The organism is Pseudonocardia nigra (assembly GCF_019396355.1).
GTDB lineage: Bacteria > Actinomycetota > Actinomycetes > Mycobacteriales > Pseudonocardiaceae > Pseudonocardia > Pseudonocardia nigra.
Genome location: NZ_JAHKRK010000004.1, coordinates 1 through 21,256 on the forward strand (window position 1 = coordinate 1; position 21,256 = coordinate 21,256).

Genomic DNA, 21,256 nt, shown 5'->3' on the forward strand with positions numbered 1-21,256 from the left:
GGCGCCGCGGCGGCGTCGGGGCCGGCCGACCCGCCCCCGCCGCCACCGGTGCGGGTCGACACCCCCGCGGGGAGCAGGCCGGGGCCCGCCCCGGGCCTGCGCAGACCCGAGCGCTGCACACCGCCCCCTGCCGACCCGGCCACCGCCCCGACCGGCCCCGACGCGCCGGGCTCCGCCCGCATGCAGCTCGCCAAGGTCCACCGGCTCGCCACCGGGCGCGGCCAGCTCATCGCGGTGATCGACACCGGGGTCTTCCCGCACCGGCTGCTCGGCGACCGGCTGCGCGGCGGCGGCGACTACCTCACCGGCGGCGACGGCCTCGACGACTGCGACGGGCACGGCACCGCCGTCGCCGGTCTGCTCGGGGCCGCCCCCGCGCCCGGCCGGGACGGCCGCGCACCTACACCGATCGGCATCGCCCCCGCTGCCGAGCTGCTCGCGATCCGGCAGTCGAGCCCGTCGTTCGAGGTGCCGGCGCCCGACGGCGGGCTGCGCCCGGCGGGCGACACCGACACCCTTGCCGACGCCGTGGTACTCGCCGTCCGCGGCGGGGCGGACGTCGTCAACATCTCGGAGGCGGTCTGCCTGTCACCGGACCGCGCGGCCGTGGCGGGCGCATCGCTGCATGCCGCGCTGCGGTACGCAGCAGCCGCGGACGTCGTGGTGGTGGCCGCGGCGGGCAACGCGGGGCCGTTGTCGTGCGCGGCGCCGGGCCCGGAGCAGGTCGCCCTGCCCGGCTGGTACGACGCGGAGATCCTCACGGTGGGTGCGGTCGGGCCGGACGACGCGCCCGCGCCGTTCACGGTGCCGGGCCCCTGGGTCGACGTCGCGGCGCCGGGCATCGGCCTGCGCTCGCTCGCCGTCGGGGGCGGCACCACCGGCAGCGGTCTCGACGGCACGAGCTTCGCCGCGCCGTGGGTGGCCGGCCTGGCCGCGCTGGTGCGCGAGCGGTTTCCCGATCTGACCGCCGAGCAGGTGGTCGACCGGATCCTCGCCACCGCCCGCAGGCCGGCCGGTGGCCACAGCGCGGCCCTCGGCCACGGCGTGATCGACCCGGTGGCAGCGCTCACCGCGGTGCCCGCCGTGCTCGAACCGGCCCCGGAGGGCACGGTCGGGGTGCGGACCGCCGAACTGCCGGGCACCGCCCCGCGGGCCGCGCGGTCGGAGTCGCCGTGGCCGGTCGACGTGCTCGCGGTGGCCCTGCTCGCGCTCGCGAGTGGCGCGACGGCAACGCTGCTGCGGCGCCGGCCGGCGCGACCCCGACGGGTGCCCTGACCCGACCATGCACACCTGGCGGTGGCCGTGCACGGCGCCGGACATGTGCACGGCCACCCGCGCGTGTGCACGCCGGTCGTCAGCCCGGGCCCAGCACGTCGACGACGCGGTCGGCGGCCGTGATCCCCAGCGCGGCTGCGGTGGCGTCGTCGGCCACCCCGTGTGCCACCCCGGTGGCCGACACGAGCCACAGTGGCCCCGCGCCCGGCGTCCGTCCCGGCCCGGTGGCGCGCACGGGCCCACCGGGCCCGACGGCGACGGCGTCGATGTCCTCGCCGGCGTCGTCGGCCTGGGCGAGCGCGACCGGGGCGGTGCCGGAGGCCACCGGCAGCCCGGCTCCGAACCACGCCGCCCCGTAGGGATCGCCGTCGGCGGCCCAGGTCCAGCACAGGGCCGGTGCCTCGGCCGCGCCGCGCAGCGGTGGTGCGGCCGCCGGCCACCCGGCGACGGGCAACTCTTCCACGAATGTGGCACGGGCGAGCACGTCGGCGCCGACGGGCACCACCGCGTGTGCGCCCGAGGCGACCCGCAGGAGCTCCGCCACGGGTTCCGGCACCTCCTGCAGGCCGCTCGCGAGCACGACGAAGTACTGCGCCCGGCCGTCCACCCGCTCGGCGACCAGCACGTCGCCGATGCGGCCCGGCAGCTCGCCGGGAGCGGGCTCGCCCCGCTGCGGCACGTGCGGGGTGGCGAGGACCGGGCCCTCCGGGAGCAGCGACACCAGCCCGGCGGACGCCGCCCGCGGCACCTCGTTGCGCAGGCCCAGCGCGACCATGAGCCCGCCGTCGCCCGTGTCGACGCGATGGCGGCGACCGCCCGCGACGAGCCAGGTGGAGCCGTCGGGCGCGGCCAGGAGCACCCGCTCTTCCGGCGGGAGCGGCGCGGACGGCGCCGCCCCGCCGATCACGGTGGTCGCGACGAGCGTCCCGTCGGCCGCGACCACGTCGCACACCGCCCACCGTGGGGCCACGCCCGACCCGTCCGGCCACACCGCGACCGCGCCCGGCACGGCTGCCGTGGCCGTCCGCGGTCCACCGTCGAGATCGGCATCGGGGACGAGGACGGGGGTGGCGGTGGCGGGATCGGCTTCGGTGGCCCCACCCCGGCGGAGCGCGGCGAGCACGAGCCGGCCCGCTGCCAGGTTCGCGACCGGCACCAGCCGGTCCGGATGGTGGGCCACGACGTACATCGCGCCCGAGCCGGCCCCGACGACGAGCGTGTTGCGGCGCCAGTCCGGGGCAGGCACCGCCCACGCGTACACCGCGACGCCGACGACACCGAGCAGCCCGAGCAGCACACCGGCGAGGGCGGCCCTGCGCTGCGAGCGGATCTGTTCGTGCAGGGGTACGGGGTCGCCGCGGACCAGCGCGGCGTCGAGCCTGCGCAGCCCGTACCGGTACGCGTCGGCCTGGTCCCGGGTGGCAGGCGCCCGCACGCTCGCTCTGGGCACCTCGCGACGCTAACCGGCGCGGCCCTCGTCCCGCGGGCGTTCGGCAGAAGAGGCGCCCGCCCGCCGGACGCGGGCGGCGCGCGTCACCGCGGCCCGGGTGCGTCCTGATCCGGCGCGATGGTCAGGTCGAGCGCACGCAGCACGGCCTGGAGCTGCTCGGCCGCGGTCTGGCCGCGACGCTCGCGCAGTTGCAACACGGCCCGGTTCACCTGGGCCGGGGTGACGACCCGTTCGCCGCGCGGAGCCGGGACGTGTGGCGTCCGCTCGGCCTCTGGGGCCGCCGGGCAGTCGGGTTCGGTCGGCCGCGTGGAGGGTGTCGGGATCACGGCGTCTCCGTTCTGGTCGGCATGCTGGGGAGCGGGGCCGGGGCGGCCCGCGGTGCCGGAGCAACCGGATGGGGGCAAGGTACGTCTTCGGCGCCTTTGCCCGCATGGGGAAGAACGTAGATTTCGCCCCGATCACGGGGAGTGTAGGGAAAACAGCTCTTTCGGGCGAATCCGTCCTCGCGCGTCACCCTCCATCAGGGCGTGCCACGTACGGACGAGAAGCGCGGACCGCGCCCGCCCGACCCACCCCGGGTCACGGGCCGATCACGGTGCGTCGGTCACGCGCAACCGGCGCGTCGCGTTCACGCGGTCCGCCAGCTCCGCGTCCGGCGGGTAGTCGACTCCGACGAGCGTGAGCCCGTGCGCGGGGGCGACACCGACCTCGCTGGCGCGCCCGCCGCGGGTCAGCAGCTCGGCGGGCCACGACACCGGCCTGCGGCCGCGGCCCACGTCGAGCAACGCGCCGACCAGGCTGCGGACCATCGAGTGGCAGAACGCGTCGGCGGACACGGCCGCCTCCACCACTCCGTCGTCCGCGCGCGTCCAGGCCAGTCGTTGCAGCGCCCGCACCGTGGTGGCGCCCTCGCGCCGCTTGCAGAACGCGGCGAAGTCGTGCTCGCCGAGCAGGCCCGCGGAGGCGGCGTTCAGTGCCTCCACGTCCACGGGGTACGGCCAGGAGAGGGTGTCGCGGGCGCGCAGCGGCTCGGCGCCGTGCGGCGCCGTGGCGACGCGGTAGCGGTAGTGGCGGCGCAGTGCGCCGAACCGGGCATCGAAGGCGGGTGGGACCGGCACGATCGCACGCACCCGGACGTCGGGCGGCAGCAGGCGGGCGAGCCTGCGCACGAGCCACGTGCCGTCGAGGTCGGCGGGCAGGTCGGCGTGCGCGACCTGGCCGGTGGCGTGCACTCCGGCATCGGTGCGGCCGGCGACGGTGAGCGCGACGGGCCGCCGCAGCACCCGCGAGAGCGACTCGGTGAGCTCGCCGCACACCGTGCGCCGTCCCGGCTGGATCGCCCAGCCCGAGAAGTCCGTGCCGTCGTAGGCGATGTCGAACCGGAACCGCGCCGACAGCGCCTCGACCGCCTCGGAAACGCCGCGGAGCCCGCCGTCCGGAGGGACGGCGGGCTCGCGCGGGTGGTGCGGGTGGGTCAGGACTTCGCCTCGGGCTTGCCGGGCTCGTCCGCACTCGAGGTGCTCTCCTCCTCGGCCCGGGCCTCGGCGGCGGCCTCGGCGGTCGCGTCGGCCGCTTCCTCCGCCGCCACGGCAGCGTCCACCGCGTCGTCCGCGGCCTGGCTGCCCGGGCTGGCCTCGTCCGCCGCGACGGCGGCGTCGAGAGCCTTGTCGGCCGCGTCCTCGGCGGCGTCGGCCGCCTCGCCCGCGGTGGCGGCGTCGGCCGTGTCGCCTTCGACGGTCTCAGCAGCGGCCGGGGCCGGCTTCTGCTGCTGGGACGCGGCGACGCGGCGCGCCCGGTCGGCCTCGTCGGTGACCGTCTTCTGCGCGACCAGCTCGATCACGGCCATGGGGGCGTTGTCGCCCTTGCGCGGCAGCGTCTTGGTGATCCGCGTGTAGCCGCCGTTGCGGTCGGCGAAGAACGGACCGATCTCGGCGACGAGCCGGTGCACGACCGACTTGTCCCGGATCACCTTCATGATCTCACGGCGGTTGTGCAGGTCGCCCCGCTTCGCCTTGGTGATCAGGCGCTCCGCGTACGGCCGCAGCCGCCGCGCCTTGGCCTCGGTGGTGGTGATCCGGCCGTGCTCGAACAGCGCCGTGGCCAGGTTGGCCAGGATCAGCCGCTGATGGGCAGGTGACCCGCCGAGACGAGGCCCCTTGGTGGGCTGAGGCATGGCTACAGCTGCTCCGTTTCTGCGTAGTCCTGGCCGTCGTCCCCGAACGTGTCGGGGTCGAACCCGTCGGAGCCGTACTCGGCGGCCGCGGCCGACGGGTCGAATCCGGGCGGGCTGTCCTTGAGGGCCAGGCCGAGGCCGACGAGCTTCATCTTGACCTCGTCGATCGACTTGGCGCCGAAGTTGCGGATGTCGAGCAGGTCGGCCTCGCTGCGGCCCACCAGCTCACCCACGGTGTGGATGCCCTCGCGCTTCAGGCAGTTGTAGGAGCGGACGGTGAGGTCCAGCTCCTCGATCGGCATCGCGAAGGCCGCGATGGTGTCGGCCTCCTGCGGCGACGGGCCGATCTCGATGCCCTCCGCGTCGACGTTGAGCTCGCGGGCGAGCCCGAACAGCTCCACGAGGGTCTTGCCGGCCGAGGCCAGCGCGTCCCGCGGGGTGATCGAGGGCTTGGTCTCGACGTCGAGCACCAGCTTGTCGAAGTCGGTGCGCTGCTCGACGCGGGTGGCCTCGACCTTGTAGGTCACCTTGAGGACCGGCGAGTAGATCGAGTCGACCGGGATGCGGCCGATCTCGGCGCCGGTGGCCTTGTTCTGCATGGCCGGCACGTAGCCGCGGCCCCGCTCGACGACGAGCTCGACCTCGAGGCGGCCCTTGTCGTTCAGGGTGGCGATGTGCAGGTCCGGGTTGTGCACGGTGACACCGGCCGGGGGCACGATGTCGCCTGCGGTGACCGGGCCGGGGCCCTGCTTGCGCAGGTACATGGTCACCGGCTCGTCCTCCTCGGAGCTCACGACGAGCTCCTTGAGGTTGAGGATGATGTCGGTGACGTCCTCCTTGACCCCGGGCACGGTGGTGAACTCGTGCAGGACGCCGTCGATGCGGATGCTGGTGACGGCCGCCCCCGGGATGGAGGAGAGCAGGGTACGCCGGAGCGAGTTGCCCAGCGTGTAGCCGAAGCCCGGCTCCAGCGGCTCGATGACGAACCGGGAGCGGGTGTCGACGACCGATTCCTCGGCCAGTGCGGGACGCTGAGAGATCAGCATGGGATGTGCCTCCTTAGCACCCGCGGCAACCGCTATTTGATGCCGCGGTGAACCCCCGGCCCCACCCTGCGGGACCGGGGGAGCCGAGCCTTACTTGCTGTAAAGCTCGACGATCAGCTGCTCGGTGACCTGCGTGTCGATCTGAGAACGCTCGGGCAGCTGGTGGACCAGGATGCGCATGTTCGACGGGACGACCTGCAGCCACGCGGGAACCGGACGGTCGCCGAGGAGCTCCTTGGCGATGATGAACGGATCGGTGTTCATCGACTTCGGCCGGACGTCGATGATGTCGTAGCGCGACACCTGGAAGCTGGGGATGTCGACCTTCTTCCCGTTGACCAGGAAGTGGCCGTGGTTCACCAGCTGGCGGGCCATCCGCCGGGTGCGGGCGAGCCCGGCCCGGTAGACGACGTTGTCCAGGCGGGACTCGAGGATCTGCAGCAGGTTGTCGCCGGTCTTGCCGGGACGCCTGTTGGCCTCCTCGTAGTAGCGGCTGAACTGCCGCTCCAGGACGCCGTACGCGAAGCGCGCCTTCTGCTTCTCCTGCATCTGCAGGAGGTACTCGGTCTCCTTGATCCGGATCCGGCCGTGCTGGCCGGGCGGGTACGGACGACGCTCGAACGCCTGGTCGCCGCCGACGAGGTCGACCTTCAGCCGGCGGGACTTGCGGGTCATGGGTCCGGTGTAACGAGCCATGTCTGGTTACTCCCTTTCCCTAGACCCGGCGCCGCTTGGGCGGCCGGCAGCCGTTGTGCGGCTGCGGGGTGACGTCGGAGATGGTGCCGACCTCGAGGCCGGCTGCCTGCAGCGAGCGGATCGCGGTCTCCCGGCCGGAGCCGGGGCCCTTCACGAACACGTCGACCTTCTTCATGCCGTGCTCGGCGGCCTTGCGGGCGGCGCTCTCGGCGGCCATCTGCGCGGCGAACGGCGTGGACTTGCGCGAGCCCTTGAAACCGACGTGGCCGGAGGAGGCCCACGCGATCACGGCACCGGTCGGGTCGGTGATCGACACGATGGTGTTGTTGAAGGTGCTCTTGATGTGCGCGTGGCCGTGCGCGACGTTCTTCTTCTCCTTGCGCCGGACCTTCTTGGGCCCGGACGCAGCGCGAGTGCGGGGCGGCATTACTTCTTACCTGCCTTCTTCTTGCCGGCGACCGTCTTCTTCGGGCCCTTGCGGCTACGGGCGTTGGTCTTGGTGCGCTGGCCGCGGACCGGCAGGCCCCGGCGGTGCCGGATCCCCTGGTAGGTGCCGATCTCGATCTTGCGACGGATGTCGGCCTGCACCTCACGGCGCAGGTCACCCTCGACGCGGTAGCTGTTCTCGATGTACTCGCGGAGCTTCGCGAGGTCCTCGTCGGTCAGATCGCGCGACCGCAGGTCCGGGCTGATCCCGGTTGCGTCGAGGATCTCCTTCGAGCGGGACCGGCCGATCCCGTAGATGTAAGTGAGCGCGATCTCCATCCGCTTCTCGCGGGGGAGGTCGACGCCGGACAGGCGTGCCATACGGCGGGTTCTCCTCGTTCTGTCGACCAGGTCTGCTCGGCGCCCGTCCCGGTTCGCCTGGTGATCCGGGCCCCGGCCTGGTTCCGGGGGTGAACCGGGCCCGTGTGGCCCGGCAGGTGCGCTGAGTTCCTCTGTGTTGCTGCGTCTCCGCCTGCGACGGCGGCGATCAGCCCTGGCGCTGCTTGTGGCGCAGGTTCTCGCAGATCACCATGACCCGCCCGTGACGGCGGATCACCTTGCACTTGTCGCAGATCTTCTTGACGCTTGGCTGGACCTTCACGTCCGTCGCTCTCTCGGTTGGTGGTGCGTCACTTGTACCGGTAGACGATGCGGCCACGGGTGAGGTCGTAGGGAGACAGCTCCACGACCACCCGGTCCTCGGGGAGGATCCGGATGTAGTGCTGCCGCATCTTCCCGCTGATGTGCGCGAGGACCCGGTGCCCGTTCTCCAGCTCCACGCGGAACATCGCGTTCGGCAGGGGTTCGACGACCCGGCCCTCGACCTCGATCGCCCCGTCCTTCTTGGCCATGTCCTCCGCGTTCCGTGACGATGTACGTACTCTTGGATGTGCGTGCTGTACTGCCTGGTGCAGGCACGCCTCTACTCCAGGTCCGTGGGGTGCGGGAGGCACGACGGAACTGGCGGCAACGGGCGCGCCGAAACACCAGTGTACGACCGTTGCGGAGCGGTACGCACATGGGGTAGTGAGCGCCACGTTCGCGGGACGCACCACACGTGGATCCGGTACTGCGAGCAGCATGACGTACCGCCGCACGTCACTCGGCCTGCCGGAAATCGGACGTCGGATGTCGGGGGTCCCGGCTACCGTTGGCCTGCTCTTGACCTCAACTCCGGTTCACGGTGTGCCATGAGGCCGTGACGACCCGACCCACAGCGACTGGACGGCCATGACCCCCGGCGACAACCCCACGGAGACGACGACCGGGGCGCGCCGCCCGCTCCCCCGGGCCCTGCGGCCCTTCCGCCACCGCGACTACCGCTTCCTGGTGGCGTCGATGGCCGCGTCGCTGTTCGCCAGCGGGCTGTGGATCGTCGCGGTCGTCTACCAGGTGATCGCGCTCGGCGGCGGGCCGTCGGAGCTGTCGCTCGTCGCCACGGCGTCGAGCGTCGGGCTGCTGGTCAGCGTGCTCATCGGCGGTGTCGCCGCCGACCGGCTGCCCAAGCGGGCCCTGCTGATCGGGGTCGAGGCCGTGCGGATCGGCGCGGCGGCGGGCGCCGGGGCGCTCGCGGTGACGGGAGCGCTCGAGCTGTGGCACCTGGCCGTCATCGCGTTCGTGGTCGGCGCGGCGGAGGCGTTCTTCTTCCCGGCGTATTCGGCGCTGCTGCCGACCCTGCTGCCGCAGGACGAGCTGCTGGCCGCCAACGGCGTGGAGGGCACGCTGCGGCCGATCGCGCAGCAGGCGCTCGGCCCGGCGCTGGCCGGCGCCCTGGTCGGGGCGTTCGCGCCGGCCATCGCCCTCCTGCTGGCGGCGGTGATCTACGCCCTGGCACTCGTCGCGCTGGTGGCGATGTGCTCCGTGCCGGTGGCGGCGACGGCGACCGGGCAGAAGCGGTCGGTGCTGGCCGACCTGGGCGAAGGGTTCGCCTATCTGTTCCGCACGGGCTGGCTGTTCGCCTCGCTCGCCTTCGCCACGCTCTACGTGCTCGTGCTCATCGGGCCGATCGAGGTGCTGCTGCCCTTCGCCGTGCGCGACCAGACCGGCGGCGGGGCGAGCAGCTTCGCCTTCGTCCTGGCCGCGTTCGGCGTGGGCGGGGCCGTCGGCTCGCTGCTCGTGTCCTCGTGGCGGATGCCGCGGCGCTACCTCACCGCGATGCTCCTGCTGTGGGGCGCCGGTGCCGCACCGATGACGCTCATCGGGATCACCGACCGGTTGTGGGTGATGGCCGCTGCCGTGTTCGTGGTCGGGTTCACCGGCGCCGCCGCCATGGTCATCTGGGGCACCCTGCTCCAGCGGCGGGTCCCGCCGCACCTGCTGGGACGCGTCTCGAGCCTGGACTTCTTCGTGTCGCTGGCCCTGATGCCGGTGTCCATGGCGCTGGCCGGCCCGGTGGGCGAATGGCTCGGGGTGCCGCTCACGTTCGTCCTCGCCGGGGCGATCCCGGTGTTCCTCGCCGTGGCCGCGATCCTGGGCTGGCGGCTGCCGCGGGACGAGGTCGCCCACCCGCTCGACCCGGCCCCGGCCGCGCCCGACGCACGGACCCCCACCCCCGCCTGACGCACCCCGAATCGGTCCGCGCACCTGCTCGACGGGGAGCGTGAGCCGCGACGGGGTGCGTGGGCGGAGACGGGGTGCGTGGGCGGAACGGAGGTGCCATGCTCGTGCCGTGGCCGCGACGGATCTCGTCGACGAGACGGAGCCGGGCGCCGAACCCGGCGGCCCGGTCGCCACGCTGCTGCCCGGGCGGGGCTACGGGCCGCAGGCGCCGCTGCTGTACTACGCGCGTGTCCTGCTCCGGCAGCGCGGGTGGGGCGTGCGGGTCGTCCAGTGGGACCGGGTGCCCGGCCTCGACCCGGCGGACGGGACGGCCGTGGCCGACGCCGCCCGCGCGCTGCTCGCCGACGCCGACCCGGGCCGCGACCTCGTCGTCGCCAAGTCGCTCGGCAGCCGAGCGCTCCCGGCCGCAGCCGAGCGCGGCCTGAGGGGCGTCTGGCTCACGCCGCTACTCGGCGTCGAGGAGGTCCGGCGGGCGGCCGCCCGCGCACCGGCCGGGACCCTGCTGATCGGGGGCGGTGCCGACCCGTACTGGGACCGCGCGGCGGCGGCGAGCACCGGCTGCACGGTCGTCGAGGTGCCGGGCGCGGACCACTCCCTGGAGCTGCCCGGCGATCTGGACGGCACGCTCACCGCGCTCGCGGCAGTGCTCGCGCGGGTGGGGGCTCACCTCGACGGGCTGTAGCCGCACTACAGGGCCTTGAGCTCCTCGGTCACCTCCAGCACCGACTTCTTCGCGTCCCCGAACAGCATGGACGTCCGGTCGGCGTAGAACAGCGGGTTGTCGATCCCGGCGAACCCGCTGTTCATCGAGCGCTTGAGCACGATCACGGACCGGGACTCGTCGACGTTGAGGATCGGCATCCCGTGGATCGGCGAGCTGGGGTCGGTGCGCGCCGCCGGGTTGGTGACGTCGTTCGCCCCGATCACGAGCGTGACGTCGGCGCGGGCGAACTCCCCGTTGATCTCGTCCATCTCCTTGAGCGCCTCGTAGGCGACGTCGGCCTCCGCGAGCAGGACGTTCATGTGGCCCGGCATGCGCCCGGCCACCGGGTGGATGGCGTACTTGACCTCCACCCCGCGCGCCTCGAGCAGCTTGGCCATGTCCTTCACGGCGTGCTGGGCCTGGGCGACGGCCATCCCGTAGCCGGGCACCACGATCACCTGCGACGCGTACGCCATCTGGATCGCCGCGTCCGCGGGCGACGTCGAGGTGACGGTGCGCTCCACGCCGTCGCCCGCCCCGGGCAGCGTGGCCGTGCCTCCGAAGCCGCCCGCCACGATCGCCGGGATCGAGCGGTTCATCGCCCGCGCCATCAGGTTGGTGAGGATCGAGCCGGACGCACCGACGATCATGCCGGCCACGATCATCGCCGTGTTGTCCAGCGCCAGTCCAGCCGCCGCGGCGGACAGGCCGGTCATCGCGTTGAGCAGCGAGATGACCACGGGCATGTCCGCGCCGCCGATCGGGAGCACCACGAGCACGCCGAGCACGGCGGCCAGCACGAGCACCCCGACGATCCACAGCTCGGCCGCCCCGCCCAGCCCCGCCACCACGGCGCACGCGACCGCCCCGAGGAGCAGCAGCCCGTTGACGACCTGCTGCGCGCTGCCGAGCCCGATCGGTCGCCCCGGCACGATCTCCTGGAGCTTGCCGAAGGCGACCAGCGATCCCCAGAACGACACCGACCCGACGATCGCCGCGAACAGCGACGCCACGATCACGTGGGTCGGCTCGGCGGTGAAGCCCTCGGTGGAGCGGAACTCCGACCACGCGATGAGCGCGACGGCACCGCCGCCGACGCCGTTGAACAGCGCCACCATCTGCGGCATCGCGGTCATCTTGACCTGCCGGGCCGACGGGACGCCCAGCGCGGCACCGACGACCAGGCCGACGGCGATGAGCAGCCAGTTGTGCTCCACCTGCAGCAGCGTCGCGACCACGGCGAGCGTCATGCCGACGGCCGCGATCCAGTTGCCCCGCACAGCGGTCTTCGGGCCGGTGAGGCCCATCAGGCCGTAGATGAACAGCGCGAACGCAACGATGTAGAGGACCGGGACGAGCGTGTCCATCAGCGCTGCTCCTTCTCCCGGTCGGGCCGCGCCTTGAACATGCCCAGCATCCGGTCCGTGACCAGGAACCCGCCGATCACGTTGATCATGCCGAAGGCGATCGCGACCACCAGGATGATCGCGTCGACGACCGAGGGATTCTCCAGCTCGCCGAGCACGATCAGACCGCCGAGCAGCACGATCCCGTGGATGGCGTTCGTTCCCGACATCAGCGGCGTGTGCAGCGTGTTCGGCACCTTCGAGATCACCGCGAAGCCGACGAAGCCGGCCAGCACCAGGATGGCGAGGTTCGCCAGCAGACCCGTTTCCATCACCGCTCCCCCCTCGTGACACACGACTTCGCGAGCACCTCGTCGTCCCAGTCCGGGGCGAGCGCGCCGTGCTCGTCGAGCATCAGCTCCAGCAGCGCGGACACGTTGCGGGAGTACAGCTCCGACGCGTGCTCCGGCATCGTCGCCGGCAGGTTGAGCGGCGCCGCGATCGTCACGTCGTGCCGCACCACGACCTCGCCCGGTTCGGTGAGCTCGCAGTTGCCGCCGCTCTCCCCCGCCAGGTCCACCACGACACTGCCGGGCCGCATCCCGGCCACCGCCTCCGCCGTGACGAGCGTGGGGGCCCGCCTGCCCGGAACGTTGGCGGTGGTGATCACGACGTCGAAGCCGCTGATCGCCTCCTCCAGGCGCTTCATCTGTTCGGCGCGCTCGTCCTCGGTGAGCTCCCGCGCGTAGCCGCCCTCACCCGCCGCCTCGATCCCGAGGTCGAGCCACTGCGCGCCAAGCGAGCGGACCTGGTCGGCGACCTCGGGGCGCACGTCGTACCCGGTGGTGCGAGCCCCGAGCCGCTTCGCCGTGGCGAGTGCCTGCAGGCCCGCCACCCCGACCCCCAGCACGAGGGCCGTGGCCGGCTTCACCGTGCCCGCGGCGGTGGTGAGCATGGGGAAGAACCGCGTCGACCGCTCGGCCGCCAGCAGCACGGCCTTGTATCCCGCGACGTTCGCCTGCGAGGACAGCGCGTCCATCGACTGGGCGCGGGAGATCCGTGGGATCGACTCCATGGCGAACGCCTGCACGTCCGCGGCGCGCAGGGCGGCGATCGTCTCCGGCGAGGTCAACGGGGACAGGAAGCCGATGAGCGTGCCACCGGCCCGCAGCCGCCCGATCTCCTCGCGGGTCGGCGGCGCGACCTTCACCACGACCTCGGACGGCCACGGGTCGCCCATCGTGGCCCCCGCGGCGCGGTATGCCTCGTCGGGGATCAGGGCGCCCGCGCCGGCGCCGGGCTCGACGACGACCTGCGCGCCCCGCGACCGGAGCCGCTCGACCGCCTTGGGCACCAGGGCGACCCGGCGCTCACCGGCGCCGGACTCCCGGGGCACACCGACGGTGACGGCCCCCTGGCCCGTCGCTTCGGATCTCATGGGGGGAACCTAGACCAGCATGGAGCAGACCACGCCCGCCGTGTGATCAGGTCTCCTGCACAGATCGCGCTCAACCGATTCAGGCCGGCAGCCCGGTCGCGTCGATCCGCACCTGGATCGCGTCGAGGACGAGACCGAGCCCGAAGGCGAAGCGGTCCAGCGCCCGCTGCAGCGTGTAGGGCAGCGCGGAGTCCGACACCGTGAACGCCCCGGCTTCCTCCAGCGCGGCGAGCCGCGGGAAGCGGTTGTTCATGCGCTCGCCGAGCAGCGGGGCGCGCCGCTCCCACCACTCGTCGTCACTGCTGCCGGTCCGCAGCGGCGCCTGCTCGGCCTCGACGACCGCCGACGCGGCCCCCCGGGTGCAGGACTCGACCGTCGCGACGCACCCCGTGACCTCGACCGCCGCCAGCCCGAGCCCGTCGAGCAGGGCCAGCGCGGCGTCGTAGCGGGCGAGGACGTGCGGACCGAACACCGTGCGCGACGTGGCCACCTGTAGCAGCCAGGGGTGGGACCGGTACACAGCGAGGTCGGACGTGGCGAGGTCGTGCAGTCCGGTCCGCCACCCGGCGTCCGCCGTGGGCAGGGGTTGGGCGCCCACGACCCGGTCGACCATCAGCTCCAGCAGTTCCGCCTTGCCCGGCACGTAGGTGTACAGCGACGCCGGGCCGATGCCGAGGGTCTGCGCGAGCGCCCGCATCGAGAGCGCGGCAGGCCCGCCGCGGTCGGCCTCGGCGATCGCGGCGTCGACGATCCGCGGAAGGTCGAGCCGTTGCCGCGGCCCGCGCCTGGGCACGGGCGCTCCGTCCCAGAGCAGCGCCATCGTCCGCGCCGGATCGCCACGTCCCGCGTACTCCACGCCGCGAACCTCCTTCCGCAAATACTCCGAACACCGTACGGTGTCGTGATGCCCGCCGAATCCGTCATCCCCGGCCTGCCCTGCCGGAACCTCGACGACATCCTGCCCTTCTACACGGCGCTCGGGTTCGACGTGACCTACCACCAGCAGCGCCCCAACCCGTACGCCGCGGTCCGGCGCGACGGGATCGAGCTGCACTTCTTCGCCGTTCCCGAGTTCGATCCGGCCGAGTCGATGGGCACGGTGATCGTGCTCGTCCCGGACACGGGAGCCCTGCACGCGGCGTTCGCCGCCGGGCTGCGCGCCGCGTTCTGGAAGGTGCCGATCTCCGGGATCCCGCGGATGACCCGCCCGCGCCGGATGCAGGGCACCCGCGGCGGGTTCATGGTCGTCGACCCCGGGGGCAACTGGCTGCGGATCAGCCGGCAGCGAACCGGCTCCGACGACGACCTGGACGGCGGACCACAGGACCGACCGGCGCCGTCCGAGGGACGGATCGCCCAGGTCGTGGCCGCCGCCGCCCGCCAGGCCGACTCCCACGGCGACGAGGCCGCGGGCATCCGCATGCTCGAGACCGGGCTCGCCCGGCACGCCGACTCACCGCCCGCCCAGCGCCTGCCGGCACTGGTCTACCTCGCCGAGCTACGGCAGCGCATCGGCGACCACGCCGCTGCGGCCGCGCTGCTCGCGGAGATCAATGCACTGGAGCTGTCCGCGACCGATCGCGAAGCACTCGCCACCGATCTCGCGGCCGCGGCCGAGCTGGCCGCCGCGCCGGGCTCCTGATGGAACGTCCGGGTCAGGCGGGCAGGGTGAGGATTCGCGGGCCGTCCTCGGTGACCGCGACGCTGTGCTCCCAGTGCACCGCACGGCTGCCGTCGGCGGTCACCACGGTCCAGCCGTCCTCGAGCTCCAGCGTCTCCGGGTCGCCGGCGGTGAGCATCGGCTCCACCGCGAGGGCCATTCCCGGCCGCAGCCGGGGGCCGTGCCCCGGGTCGCCGTAGTTGGGCAGGAACGGGTCCATGTGCATCGACGTGCCGATCCCGTGCCCGCCGTACTCGGCGACGATCCCGTACTCCACGCCGTCGCGCCGGCCCGCGGCCTCGGTGGCGACCTGTACCGCGTGGGAGATGTCCGAGAGCCGCCCACCGGGCAGCACCGCGGCGATCCCGGCGTGCAGCGCGGCCTCACAGGCCGCGGACAGCGCGAGGTCGGCATCGGACACCGCGCCGACCGCGATCGTCACCGCCGCGTCCCCGTGCCAGCCCTCCAGGACGGCCCCGCAGTCGACCGACAGCAGGTCGCCGTCGGCGAGCACCTGGGTGCGCGCCGGGATGCCGTGCACGATCTGCTCGTTCACCGACGCGCAGATCGACGCCGGGTACCCGTGGTAGCCCAGGAACGACGGGACGGCGCCCGCCCCACGGATGGTCTCCTCGGCCAGCGCGTCCAGCTCGCCGGTGCTCACTCCCGGCCGGGCCCGCTCGGTGACCGCGGCGAGAGTGCGCGCGACGAGCGCGCCCGCGACGCGCATCGCGTCCAGCTCGCCCGGGGTCTTGAGCTCGATGTCCCGGCCCCGCCAGCGGGCCAGCATGCCGCGGACCCCGCTCTTGCCGCCGGTCACCGCGACCGGAGCGCGTCGGACACCCGGTCGGTGATCTCCTCGACCGTGCCGACGGCGTCGATGGTGACGAGCCGGTCCGCGTAGTGCGCGAGCAGCGGGGCCGTCTCGTCACGGTAGATCTGCTGGCGGCGACGGATGACGTCCTCGGTGTCGTCGTCGCGGCCGCGGACGAGCAGACGCTGCACCAGCTCGTCCTCCGGCACCCGGAACTCCACGACGGCGTCGAGGTCCTCGCCCCGCTCCGTCAGCAGCTCGCCGAGCGACACCGCCTGGCTCCCGGTGCGCGGGAACCCGTCGAGGATGAACCCCTTGGCGGCGTCGTCGGAGTTGAGCCGTTCGCGCACCATCGCGACGGTGACGGCGTCCGGCACCAGCTCACCGGCATCCATGTACCGCTTGGCCTCGACCCCGAGCTCGGTCTCGTTCTTGAGGTTGGCCCGGAAGAGATCCCCGGTGGAGATGTGCGGTACGTCGAGACGCTCCGCGAGACGCACCGCCTGGGTGCCCTTGCCCGCTCCCGGCGGACCGACCAGCACGAGTCGCACGCGACACCGACCTCCCTGAACCCGAACTTCGACGACCGACGATCCGCTGGGCGGACGTCAGCGAAGGAAACCCTCGTAGTTGCGCTGCATCAGCTGGCTCTCGATCTGCTTGACCGTGTCCAGCCCCACCCCGACCATGATCAGTACTGCGACCCCGCCGAACGGGAAGTTCTGGTTCTGGCCGGTGCCGGTGATGCCGAGGAAGAAGTTGGGAATCACGGCGACGACGCCGAGGTACAGCGAGCCGGGCAACGTGATGCGCGAGAGCACGAACTGCAGGTACTCGGCCGTCGGTCGGCCCGGGCGGATGCCGGGGATGAAGCCGCCGAACTTCTTCATCTCCTCGGCACGTTCGTCGGGATTGAACGTGATGCCGACGTAGAAGTACGTGAAGAAGATGATCAGCGCGATGTAGAGGGTGATGTGCACCCAGCTCGACTGGTCGACCAGATACGTCTGGACGAACTGCTGCAGCCCGCCACTCGCGCTGCCCACGAGCTGAGAGATGAGCGTGGGCAGGTAGAGCAGCGAGGAGGCGAAGATGACCGGGATGACACCGGCCTGGTTGACCTTGAGCGGCAGGTAGGTGGACGTGCCGCCGTACATGCGGCGGCCGACCATGCGCTTGGCGTACTGCACCGGGATACGGCGCTGGCCCTGCTCCACGAACACGACGCTGGCGAGGATGGCGAGAGCGAAGACGCAGATGCCGGCGAACACCAGGCCGCCCGAGTTGGTGAGGATGTTGCCACCCTCGGACGGGATGCGCGCCGCGATCGAGGTGAAGATGAGCAGCGACATGCCGTTGCCGATGCCACGCTCGGTGATCTGCTCGCCCAGCCACATGACGACCGCGGTGCCCGCCGTCATCACGATCACGATGACCGAGAGGCGGAACACGTCGGAGTCCGGGATCACCGGCAGCGTGCACCCGACGAGCAACTGTCCGCGGTCGGCGAGCGCCACGATGCCGGTGGCCTGCAGGACGGCCAGCGCGATCGTGAGATAGCGGGTGTACTGGGTCAGCTTGTTCTGACCCGACTGCCCTTCCTTCTTCAACTGCTCGAACCGCGGGATCACCACGGTGAGCAGCTGGACGATGATGCTCGCCGTGATGTACGGCATGATGCCGAGCGCAAAGATCGACAGTTGCAGTAGCGCACCGCCGGAGAACAGGTTGATGAGCGAGTAGACGCTCGCGTTCTCGCTGCCCTGAACCTGCTCGATGCATTCCTGCACATTGGGGTACGACACGCCGGGCGACGGGATGGCCGCGCCGAGCCGGTAGGCCGCCGCCAACGCGAGCGTGAAGAGGATCTTCTTCCGGAGATCCGGCGTGGTCAGTGCCGACCGAAAAGCGCTGAGCACTCGGTGATCCTCCTGTACTGGTGGCCCGCTGCACGATGGACCCGCAGCGGACGTGCGGCGCCCGTGAGCGTGGCGCGCGCCCGGACCAGGCGGCGTCCGGGGTGAGAACGACTGTAACAGCGGCCGTGCCGCCCGCACGGCGCGGACCGGCGGGATACCGCCGGCCCGCACCGAACGGACCCGGTCACTCCTACAGCTCGGTGACCGTCCCGCCTGCGGCCGTGATCTTGTCACGAGCGCTGCCCGAGAAGGCGTGCGCGCTGACGGTCAGCGCGACGCCGTCCAGGTCACCGTTGCCCAGCACCTTGACCGGCTGGTTGCGCCGGACGGCGCCGGCCTCGACCAGCTCGTCCGGGCCGACCTCGCCGCCCTGCGGGAACAGCTGGGCGAGATCGCCCACGTTCACCACCTGGTACTCGACGCGGAAGCGGTTCTTGAAGCCCTTGAGCTTGGGCAGCCGCATGTGCAGCGGCATCTGCCCACCCTCGAAGGCCGGCGAGACGTTCTTCCGGGCCTTGGTGCCCTTGGTACCGCGGCCCGCGGTCTTGCCGCCCTTGCCGCCCTCACCACGACCGACGCGGGTCTTCTCGGTCTTCGACCCGGGGGCCGGGCGGAGGTGGTGGATCTTGATGGCACTCATCAGGAGGTGACCTCCTCGACCGTCACCAGGTGGCGAACGATGTGGATCATGCCGCGGATCTGCGGGGTGTCATCCCGCTCGACCGTCTGGCGGATCTTGCGCAGGCCCAGCGACTTGAGCGTGGCGCGCTGGTTCTGCTTGCAGCCGATGCTGCTGCGGACCTGGGTGACCTTCAGCTTCTCGGCCATCAGGACCTCGCACCCTGCGCCGCGGCAGCCCGGGCGCGCAGCATCTGGGCCGGCGCGACGTCCTCGAGCGGCAGGCCACGGCGGGCCGCCACCTCCTCGGGACGCTGGATCTGCTTCAGCGCGGCCACCGTGGCGTGCACGATGTTGATCGCGTTGTCGCTGCCCAGCGACTTCGAGAGGACGTCGTGGATACCGGCGCACTCCAGCACGGCACGCACCGGGCCACCGGCGATGACACCGGTACCGGCGCTGGCCGGACGCAGCAGCACGACGCCGGCAGCGGCCTCGCCCTGCACGCGGTGCACGATCGTGCCGCCGATGCGCGGGACGCGGAAGAAGTTCTTCTTCGCCTCCTCCACGCCCTTGGCGATCGCGGCCGGCACCTCCTTGGCCTTGCCGTAGCCGACGCCCACGAGGCCGTCGCCGTCGCCGACGATCATCAGCGCTGTGAAGCTGAAGCGCCGACCACCCTTGACGACCTTCGCGACGCGGTTGATCGTGACCAGCCGCTCGATGTACGGGGTCTTGTCCTGGGCCGCCCCGCCACGGCCTCCGTCCCGGCGGTCCCGGCGGTCGCGGTTGTCGCCGCCCCCGGGGCCCCCGCCGTCACGCCGTGCACGTCCCGGCATCAGACGTTCCCTTCCATCTTGTTCACGTTGTTGTGCATCAGAACTCCAGCCCGCCCTCGCGAGCGGCGTCCGCCAGGGCGGCGATCCGGCCGTGGTAGTCGTAGCCACCCCGGTCGAACACCACCGCGGTCACGCCGGCCTCGCGCGCACGGGCGGCGACGAGCTCGCCGACCTTGGCCGCGCGGGCCTTCTTGTCGCCCTCGAGCCCGCGGGCCTCGGCCTCCAGGGACGACGCCGACGCCAGCGTGTTGCCGGCGACGTCGTCGATCAGCTGCACGAGGATGTGCCGCGAGCTGCGCTTCACCGCGAGACGCGGACGCTCCGCGGTGCCGGCGACCCTCTTGCGCAGGCGGGCGTGCCGACGGGCGCGCGAGGTGCGGCGCTTGGCCGACACCTGGGACGCAGTGCGCTTCTTGGCGTTCGCAGAAATCGTCTCGGCCATGCTCACTTACCCGTCTTCCCGACCTTGCGGCGGATGACCTCGCCGGCGTAGCGCACGCCCTTGCCCTTGTACGGGTCGGGCTTGCGCAGCTTGCGGATGTTGGCGGCGGTCTCGCCGACCAACTGCTTGTCGATGCCGGACACCGAGAACCGGGTGGGCGTCTCGACCGCGAACGTGATGCCCTCCGGCGCCTCGATCACGACCGGGTGGCTGAACCCGAGCGCGAACTCCAGCGACGAGCCCTTCAGCGCGACGCGGTAGCCGACGCCGTGGATCTCCAGCTTCTTCTCGTAGCCGGCGGTGACACCGACGACGAGGTTGTTCACCAGCGAGCGGGACAGGCCGTGGTAGGCCTTGCTCTTCCGCTCGTCGTCGGGGCGGTTCACGAGGACGTTGCCGTCCTCCCCGCGCTCGACGGTGATCGGCTCGATCACGGTGTGCGACAGGGTGCCCTTGGGCCCCTTGACGGTCACCGTGCGGCCGTCGATGGTCACGTCCACCCCGGACGGCACGGTGACGGGCAGCTTCCCGATGCGGGACATGGTGTTACCCCCTCACCAGACGTAGGCGAGGACTTCCCCGCCCACGCCGTTCTTCTTGGCCTGCTGGTCGGTCTGCAGGCCGCTGGACGTCGAGATGATCGCGACGCCCAGGCCGCCGAGGACCCGGGGCAGGTTCGTGGACTTCGCGTAGACCCGCAGGCCCGGCTTCGAGACCCGGCGCAGGCCGGCGATGCTGCGCTCGCGGTTGCGCCCGTACTTCAGCTCGATGACCAGGGACTTGCCGACCTCGGCGTCCTCGACCGCGTGCGACGCGATGTAGCCCTCCTTCTGGAGGATCTCAGCGATCGCGACCTTGAGCTTGGAGTGCGGCATGACCACGCGGTCGTGGTACGCCGAGTTGGCGTTGCGCAGACGCGTGAGCATGTCTGCGATGGGATCGGTCATCGTCATGTGACGTCACTGCTTTCCCGCCTGGTTCCCCCGGGATCCCGGGGGCCTGTGGCGATAGAGGGAGTGCCTTACCAGCTGCTCTTGTTGACGCCCGGCAGCTCGCCGGCGTGCGCCATCTCACGGACGCAGACGCGGCAGAGGCCGAACTTGCGCAGCACGGCGCGGGGCCGGCCGCACTTGTTGCAGCGGGTGTAGCCGCGGACCGCGAACTTCGGCTTCTTCGCGGCCTTGATGATCAGCGCCTTCTTGGCCATCGCGGATCAGCTCTCCTTGAAGGGGAAGCCGAGCTTGCGCAGCAGCGCCCGGCCTTCCTCGTCGGTGGTGGCCGTGGTGACGACCGTGATGTCCATGCCGCGCGGCCGGTCGATCGTGTCCGGGTCGATCTCGTGGAACATCGACTGCTCGTTGAGCCCGAACGTGTAGTTGCCCCGCCCGTCGAACTGCGTGGCCGAGAGGCCGCGGAAGTCGCGGATGCGCGGCAGCGCGATCGTGAGCAGGCGGTCGAGGAACTCCCACATCCGGTCGCCCCGCAGGGTCACCTTCGCCCCGATGGGCATGCCCTCTCGCAGCTTGAACTGCGCGATGGACTTGGTGGCCCGGCGGATCTGCGGCTTCTGGCCGGTGATGGTGGCCAGGTCGCGGACCGCACCGTCGATCAGCTTCGCGTCACGGGCGGCGTCACCGACACCCATGTTGACGACGACCTTCACGACGCCGGGGATCTGCATGACGTTGCCGTAGGAGAACTGCTCGCGCAGCTCGCCCGCGATCTCGTCCCGGTAGCGCTGCTTGAGCCGCGGCGCCACGCGCTCTGCCGTGGTCATCGCTGTAGTCGAGGT

General features: G+C 72.2%; 29 protein-coding genes. 4 read left to right on the forward strand and 25 right to left on the reverse strand.

Going from position 1 to position 21,256, the window contains the following annotated elements:
• The coding region (gene mycP / locus KME75_RS01825; RefSeq protein ID WP_219412740.1) for a type VII secretion-associated serine protease mycosin at window positions 1-1,275 on the forward strand (1,275 nt) is incomplete at its 5' end.
• A 79-nt stretch (window positions 1,276-1,354) separates the two neighbouring features.
• Here the strand turns inward: mycP and eccB are convergent.
• The 10 genes from eccB to infA form a co-directional block, all read right to left on the reverse strand.
• Window positions 1,355-2,725, reverse strand: coding sequence for a type VII secretion protein EccB (gene eccB, locus KME75_RS01830; RefSeq protein ID WP_219412741.1), 1,371 nt, complete (start codon window positions 2,723-2,725; stop codon window positions 1,355-1,357).
• Window positions 2,726-2,808: 83 nt separating this feature from the next.
• Window positions 2,809-3,051, reverse strand: coding sequence for a hypothetical protein (locus tag KME75_RS01835; RefSeq protein WP_219412742.1), 243 nt, complete (start codon window positions 3,049-3,051; stop codon window positions 2,809-2,811).
• Between the two features lie 264 nt (window positions 3,052-3,315).
• Complete coding sequence (truA, locus tag KME75_RS01840; RefSeq protein ID WP_219412830.1) at window positions 3,316-4,122, reverse strand: tRNA pseudouridine(38-40) synthase TruA; 807 nt, start codon at window positions 4,120-4,122, stop codon at window positions 3,316-3,318.
• Window positions 4,123-4,199: 77 nt separating this feature from the next.
• Window positions 4,200-4,898 carry a 50S ribosomal protein L17 gene (rplQ, locus tag KME75_RS01845; protein ID WP_219412743.1) on the reverse strand — a complete coding sequence of 233 codons (699 nt, stop codon included), beginning with the start codon at window positions 4,896-4,898 and terminating at the stop codon, window positions 4,200-4,202.
• Between the two features lie 2 nt (window positions 4,899-4,900).
• Window positions 4,901-5,944: a DNA-directed RNA polymerase subunit alpha gene (locus KME75_RS01850; protein ID WP_219412744.1), complete on the reverse strand. Its 1,044-nt coding sequence runs from the start codon at window positions 5,942-5,944 to the stop codon at window positions 4,901-4,903.
• Between the two features lie 90 nt (window positions 5,945-6,034).
• Entirely contained in the window at window positions 6,035-6,640 is a 606-nt protein-coding gene (rpsD, locus tag KME75_RS01855; protein ID WP_219412745.1) for a 30S ribosomal protein S4, read from the reverse strand.
• Between the two features lie 19 nt (window positions 6,641-6,659).
• Window positions 6,660-7,067: a 30S ribosomal protein S11 gene (gene rpsK / locus KME75_RS01860; protein WP_219412746.1), complete on the reverse strand. Its 408-nt coding sequence runs from the start codon at window positions 7,065-7,067 to the stop codon at window positions 6,660-6,662.
• Window positions 7,067-7,447 carry a 30S ribosomal protein S13 gene (gene rpsM / locus KME75_RS01865; protein ID WP_219412747.1) on the reverse strand — a complete coding sequence of 127 codons (381 nt, stop codon included), beginning with the start codon at window positions 7,445-7,447 and terminating at the stop codon, window positions 7,067-7,069. Before rpsM ends, rpsK begins: the two co-directional genes overlap by 1 nt.
• A 166-nt stretch (window positions 7,448-7,613) precedes the next feature.
• Window positions 7,614-7,727, reverse strand: coding sequence for a 50S ribosomal protein L36 (gene rpmJ / locus KME75_RS01870; RefSeq protein ID WP_010148647.1), 114 nt, complete (start codon window positions 7,725-7,727; stop codon window positions 7,614-7,616).
• 28 nt (window positions 7,728-7,755) lie between these two features.
• Window positions 7,756-7,977: a translation initiation factor IF-1 gene (gene infA, locus KME75_RS01875; RefSeq protein ID WP_028929190.1), complete on the reverse strand. Its 222-nt coding sequence runs from the start codon at window positions 7,975-7,977 to the stop codon at window positions 7,756-7,758.
• Between the two features lie 379 nt (window positions 7,978-8,356).
• On the opposite strand from infA, the gene KME75_RS01880 reads away from it, so the two are divergent.
• Window positions 8,357-9,685, forward strand: a complete 1,329-nt coding sequence (locus KME75_RS01880; protein ID WP_219412748.1) for an MFS transporter — start codon at window positions 8,357-8,359, stop codon at window positions 9,683-9,685.
• A 109-nt stretch (window positions 9,686-9,794) separates the two neighbouring features.
• Window positions 9,795-10,367, forward strand: coding sequence for a hypothetical protein (locus KME75_RS01885; protein WP_219412749.1), 573 nt, complete (start codon window positions 9,795-9,797; stop codon window positions 10,365-10,367).
• A gap of 5 nt (window positions 10,368-10,372) precedes the next feature.
• On the opposite strand, the gene KME75_RS01890 is transcribed toward KME75_RS01885, so the two are convergent.
• The 4 genes from KME75_RS01890 to KME75_RS01905 form a co-directional block, all read right to left on the reverse strand.
• Window positions 10,373-11,755, reverse strand: coding sequence for an NAD(P)(+) transhydrogenase (Re/Si-specific) subunit beta (locus KME75_RS01890; protein WP_219412750.1), 1,383 nt, complete (start codon window positions 11,753-11,755; stop codon window positions 10,373-10,375).
• Complete coding sequence (locus tag KME75_RS01895) at window positions 11,755-12,066, reverse strand: NAD(P) transhydrogenase subunit alpha part 2 (protein WP_219412751.1); 312 nt, start codon at window positions 12,064-12,066, stop codon at window positions 11,755-11,757. The genes KME75_RS01890 and KME75_RS01895 overlap by 1 nt, the downstream gene beginning before the upstream one ends.
• The gene (locus tag KME75_RS01900) at window positions 12,066-13,172 is read right to left on the reverse strand and encodes a Re/Si-specific NAD(P)(+) transhydrogenase subunit alpha (protein ID WP_219412752.1); all 1,107 of its coding nucleotides are present in this window, start codon (window positions 13,170-13,172) and stop codon (window positions 12,066-12,068) included. Before KME75_RS01900 ends, KME75_RS01895 begins: the two co-directional genes overlap by 1 nt.
• A gap of 79 nt (window positions 13,173-13,251) precedes the next feature.
• Window positions 13,252-14,028 (reverse strand): TetR/AcrR family transcriptional regulator, encoded by a 777-nt coding sequence (locus tag KME75_RS01905; protein ID WP_219412753.1) that lies wholly within the window; start codon window positions 14,026-14,028, stop codon window positions 13,252-13,254.
• A gap of 48 nt (window positions 14,029-14,076) precedes the next feature.
• Between KME75_RS01905 and KME75_RS01910 the strand changes: the two genes are divergently transcribed.
• Entirely contained in the window at window positions 14,077-14,814 is a 738-nt protein-coding gene (locus tag KME75_RS01910) for a DUF8817 family protein (RefSeq protein WP_219412754.1), read from the forward strand.
• A 13-nt stretch (window positions 14,815-14,827) separates the two neighbouring features.
• On the opposite strand, the gene map is transcribed toward KME75_RS01910, so the two are convergent.
• The 11 genes from map to rplE all read right to left on the reverse strand — a co-directional run bounded on the left by map (window position 14,828) and on the right by rplE (window position 21,241).
• A complete protein-coding gene (gene map, locus KME75_RS01915; protein WP_219412831.1) occupies window positions 14,828-15,622 on the reverse strand; it encodes a type I methionyl aminopeptidase in 795 nt (264 codons plus the stop codon).
• Window positions 15,623-15,648: 26 nt separating this feature from the next.
• The gene (locus KME75_RS01920; protein ID WP_219412755.1) at window positions 15,649-16,197 is read right to left on the reverse strand and encodes an adenylate kinase; all 549 of its coding nucleotides are present in this window, start codon (window positions 16,195-16,197) and stop codon (window positions 15,649-15,651) included.
• Window positions 16,198-16,254: 57 nt separating this feature from the next.
• Window positions 16,255-17,565, reverse strand: a complete 1,311-nt coding sequence (gene secY, locus KME75_RS01925; RefSeq protein ID WP_219412756.1) for a preprotein translocase subunit SecY — start codon at window positions 17,563-17,565, stop codon at window positions 16,255-16,257.
• Between the two features lie 190 nt (window positions 17,566-17,755).
• The gene (gene rplO, locus KME75_RS01930; protein ID WP_219412757.1) at window positions 17,756-18,205 is read right to left on the reverse strand and encodes a 50S ribosomal protein L15; all 450 of its coding nucleotides are present in this window, start codon (window positions 18,203-18,205) and stop codon (window positions 17,756-17,758) included.
• Window positions 18,205-18,393, reverse strand: coding sequence for a 50S ribosomal protein L30 (gene rpmD / locus KME75_RS01935; RefSeq protein ID WP_219412758.1), 189 nt, complete (start codon window positions 18,391-18,393; stop codon window positions 18,205-18,207). Before rpmD ends, rplO begins: the two co-directional genes overlap by 1 nt.
• Window positions 18,393-19,022, reverse strand: coding sequence for a 30S ribosomal protein S5 (rpsE, locus tag KME75_RS01940; protein ID WP_219412759.1), 630 nt, complete (start codon window positions 19,020-19,022; stop codon window positions 18,393-18,395). The genes rpmD and rpsE overlap by 1 nt, the downstream gene beginning before the upstream one ends.
• Before the next feature lie 37 nt (window positions 19,023-19,059).
• Entirely contained in the window at window positions 19,060-19,464 is a 405-nt protein-coding gene (rplR, locus tag KME75_RS01945) for a 50S ribosomal protein L18 (protein ID WP_219412760.1), read from the reverse strand.
• A 2-nt stretch (window positions 19,465-19,466) separates the two neighbouring features.
• Window positions 19,467-20,006, reverse strand: coding sequence for a 50S ribosomal protein L6 (gene rplF / locus KME75_RS01950; RefSeq protein ID WP_219412761.1), 540 nt, complete (start codon window positions 20,004-20,006; stop codon window positions 19,467-19,469).
• A 12-nt stretch (window positions 20,007-20,018) separates the two neighbouring features.
• Window positions 20,019-20,417: a 30S ribosomal protein S8 gene (gene rpsH, locus KME75_RS01955; RefSeq protein WP_219412762.1), complete on the reverse strand. Its 399-nt coding sequence runs from the start codon at window positions 20,415-20,417 to the stop codon at window positions 20,019-20,021.
• A gap of 68 nt (window positions 20,418-20,485) precedes the next feature.
• Window positions 20,486-20,671, reverse strand: coding sequence for a type Z 30S ribosomal protein S14 (locus tag KME75_RS01960; protein WP_219412763.1), 186 nt, complete (start codon window positions 20,669-20,671; stop codon window positions 20,486-20,488).
• A gap of 6 nt (window positions 20,672-20,677) precedes the next feature.
• Complete coding sequence (gene rplE, locus KME75_RS01965; protein ID WP_219412832.1) at window positions 20,678-21,241, reverse strand: 50S ribosomal protein L5; 564 nt, start codon at window positions 21,239-21,241, stop codon at window positions 20,678-20,680.
• Window positions 21,242-21,256 lie beyond the last annotated feature (15 nt).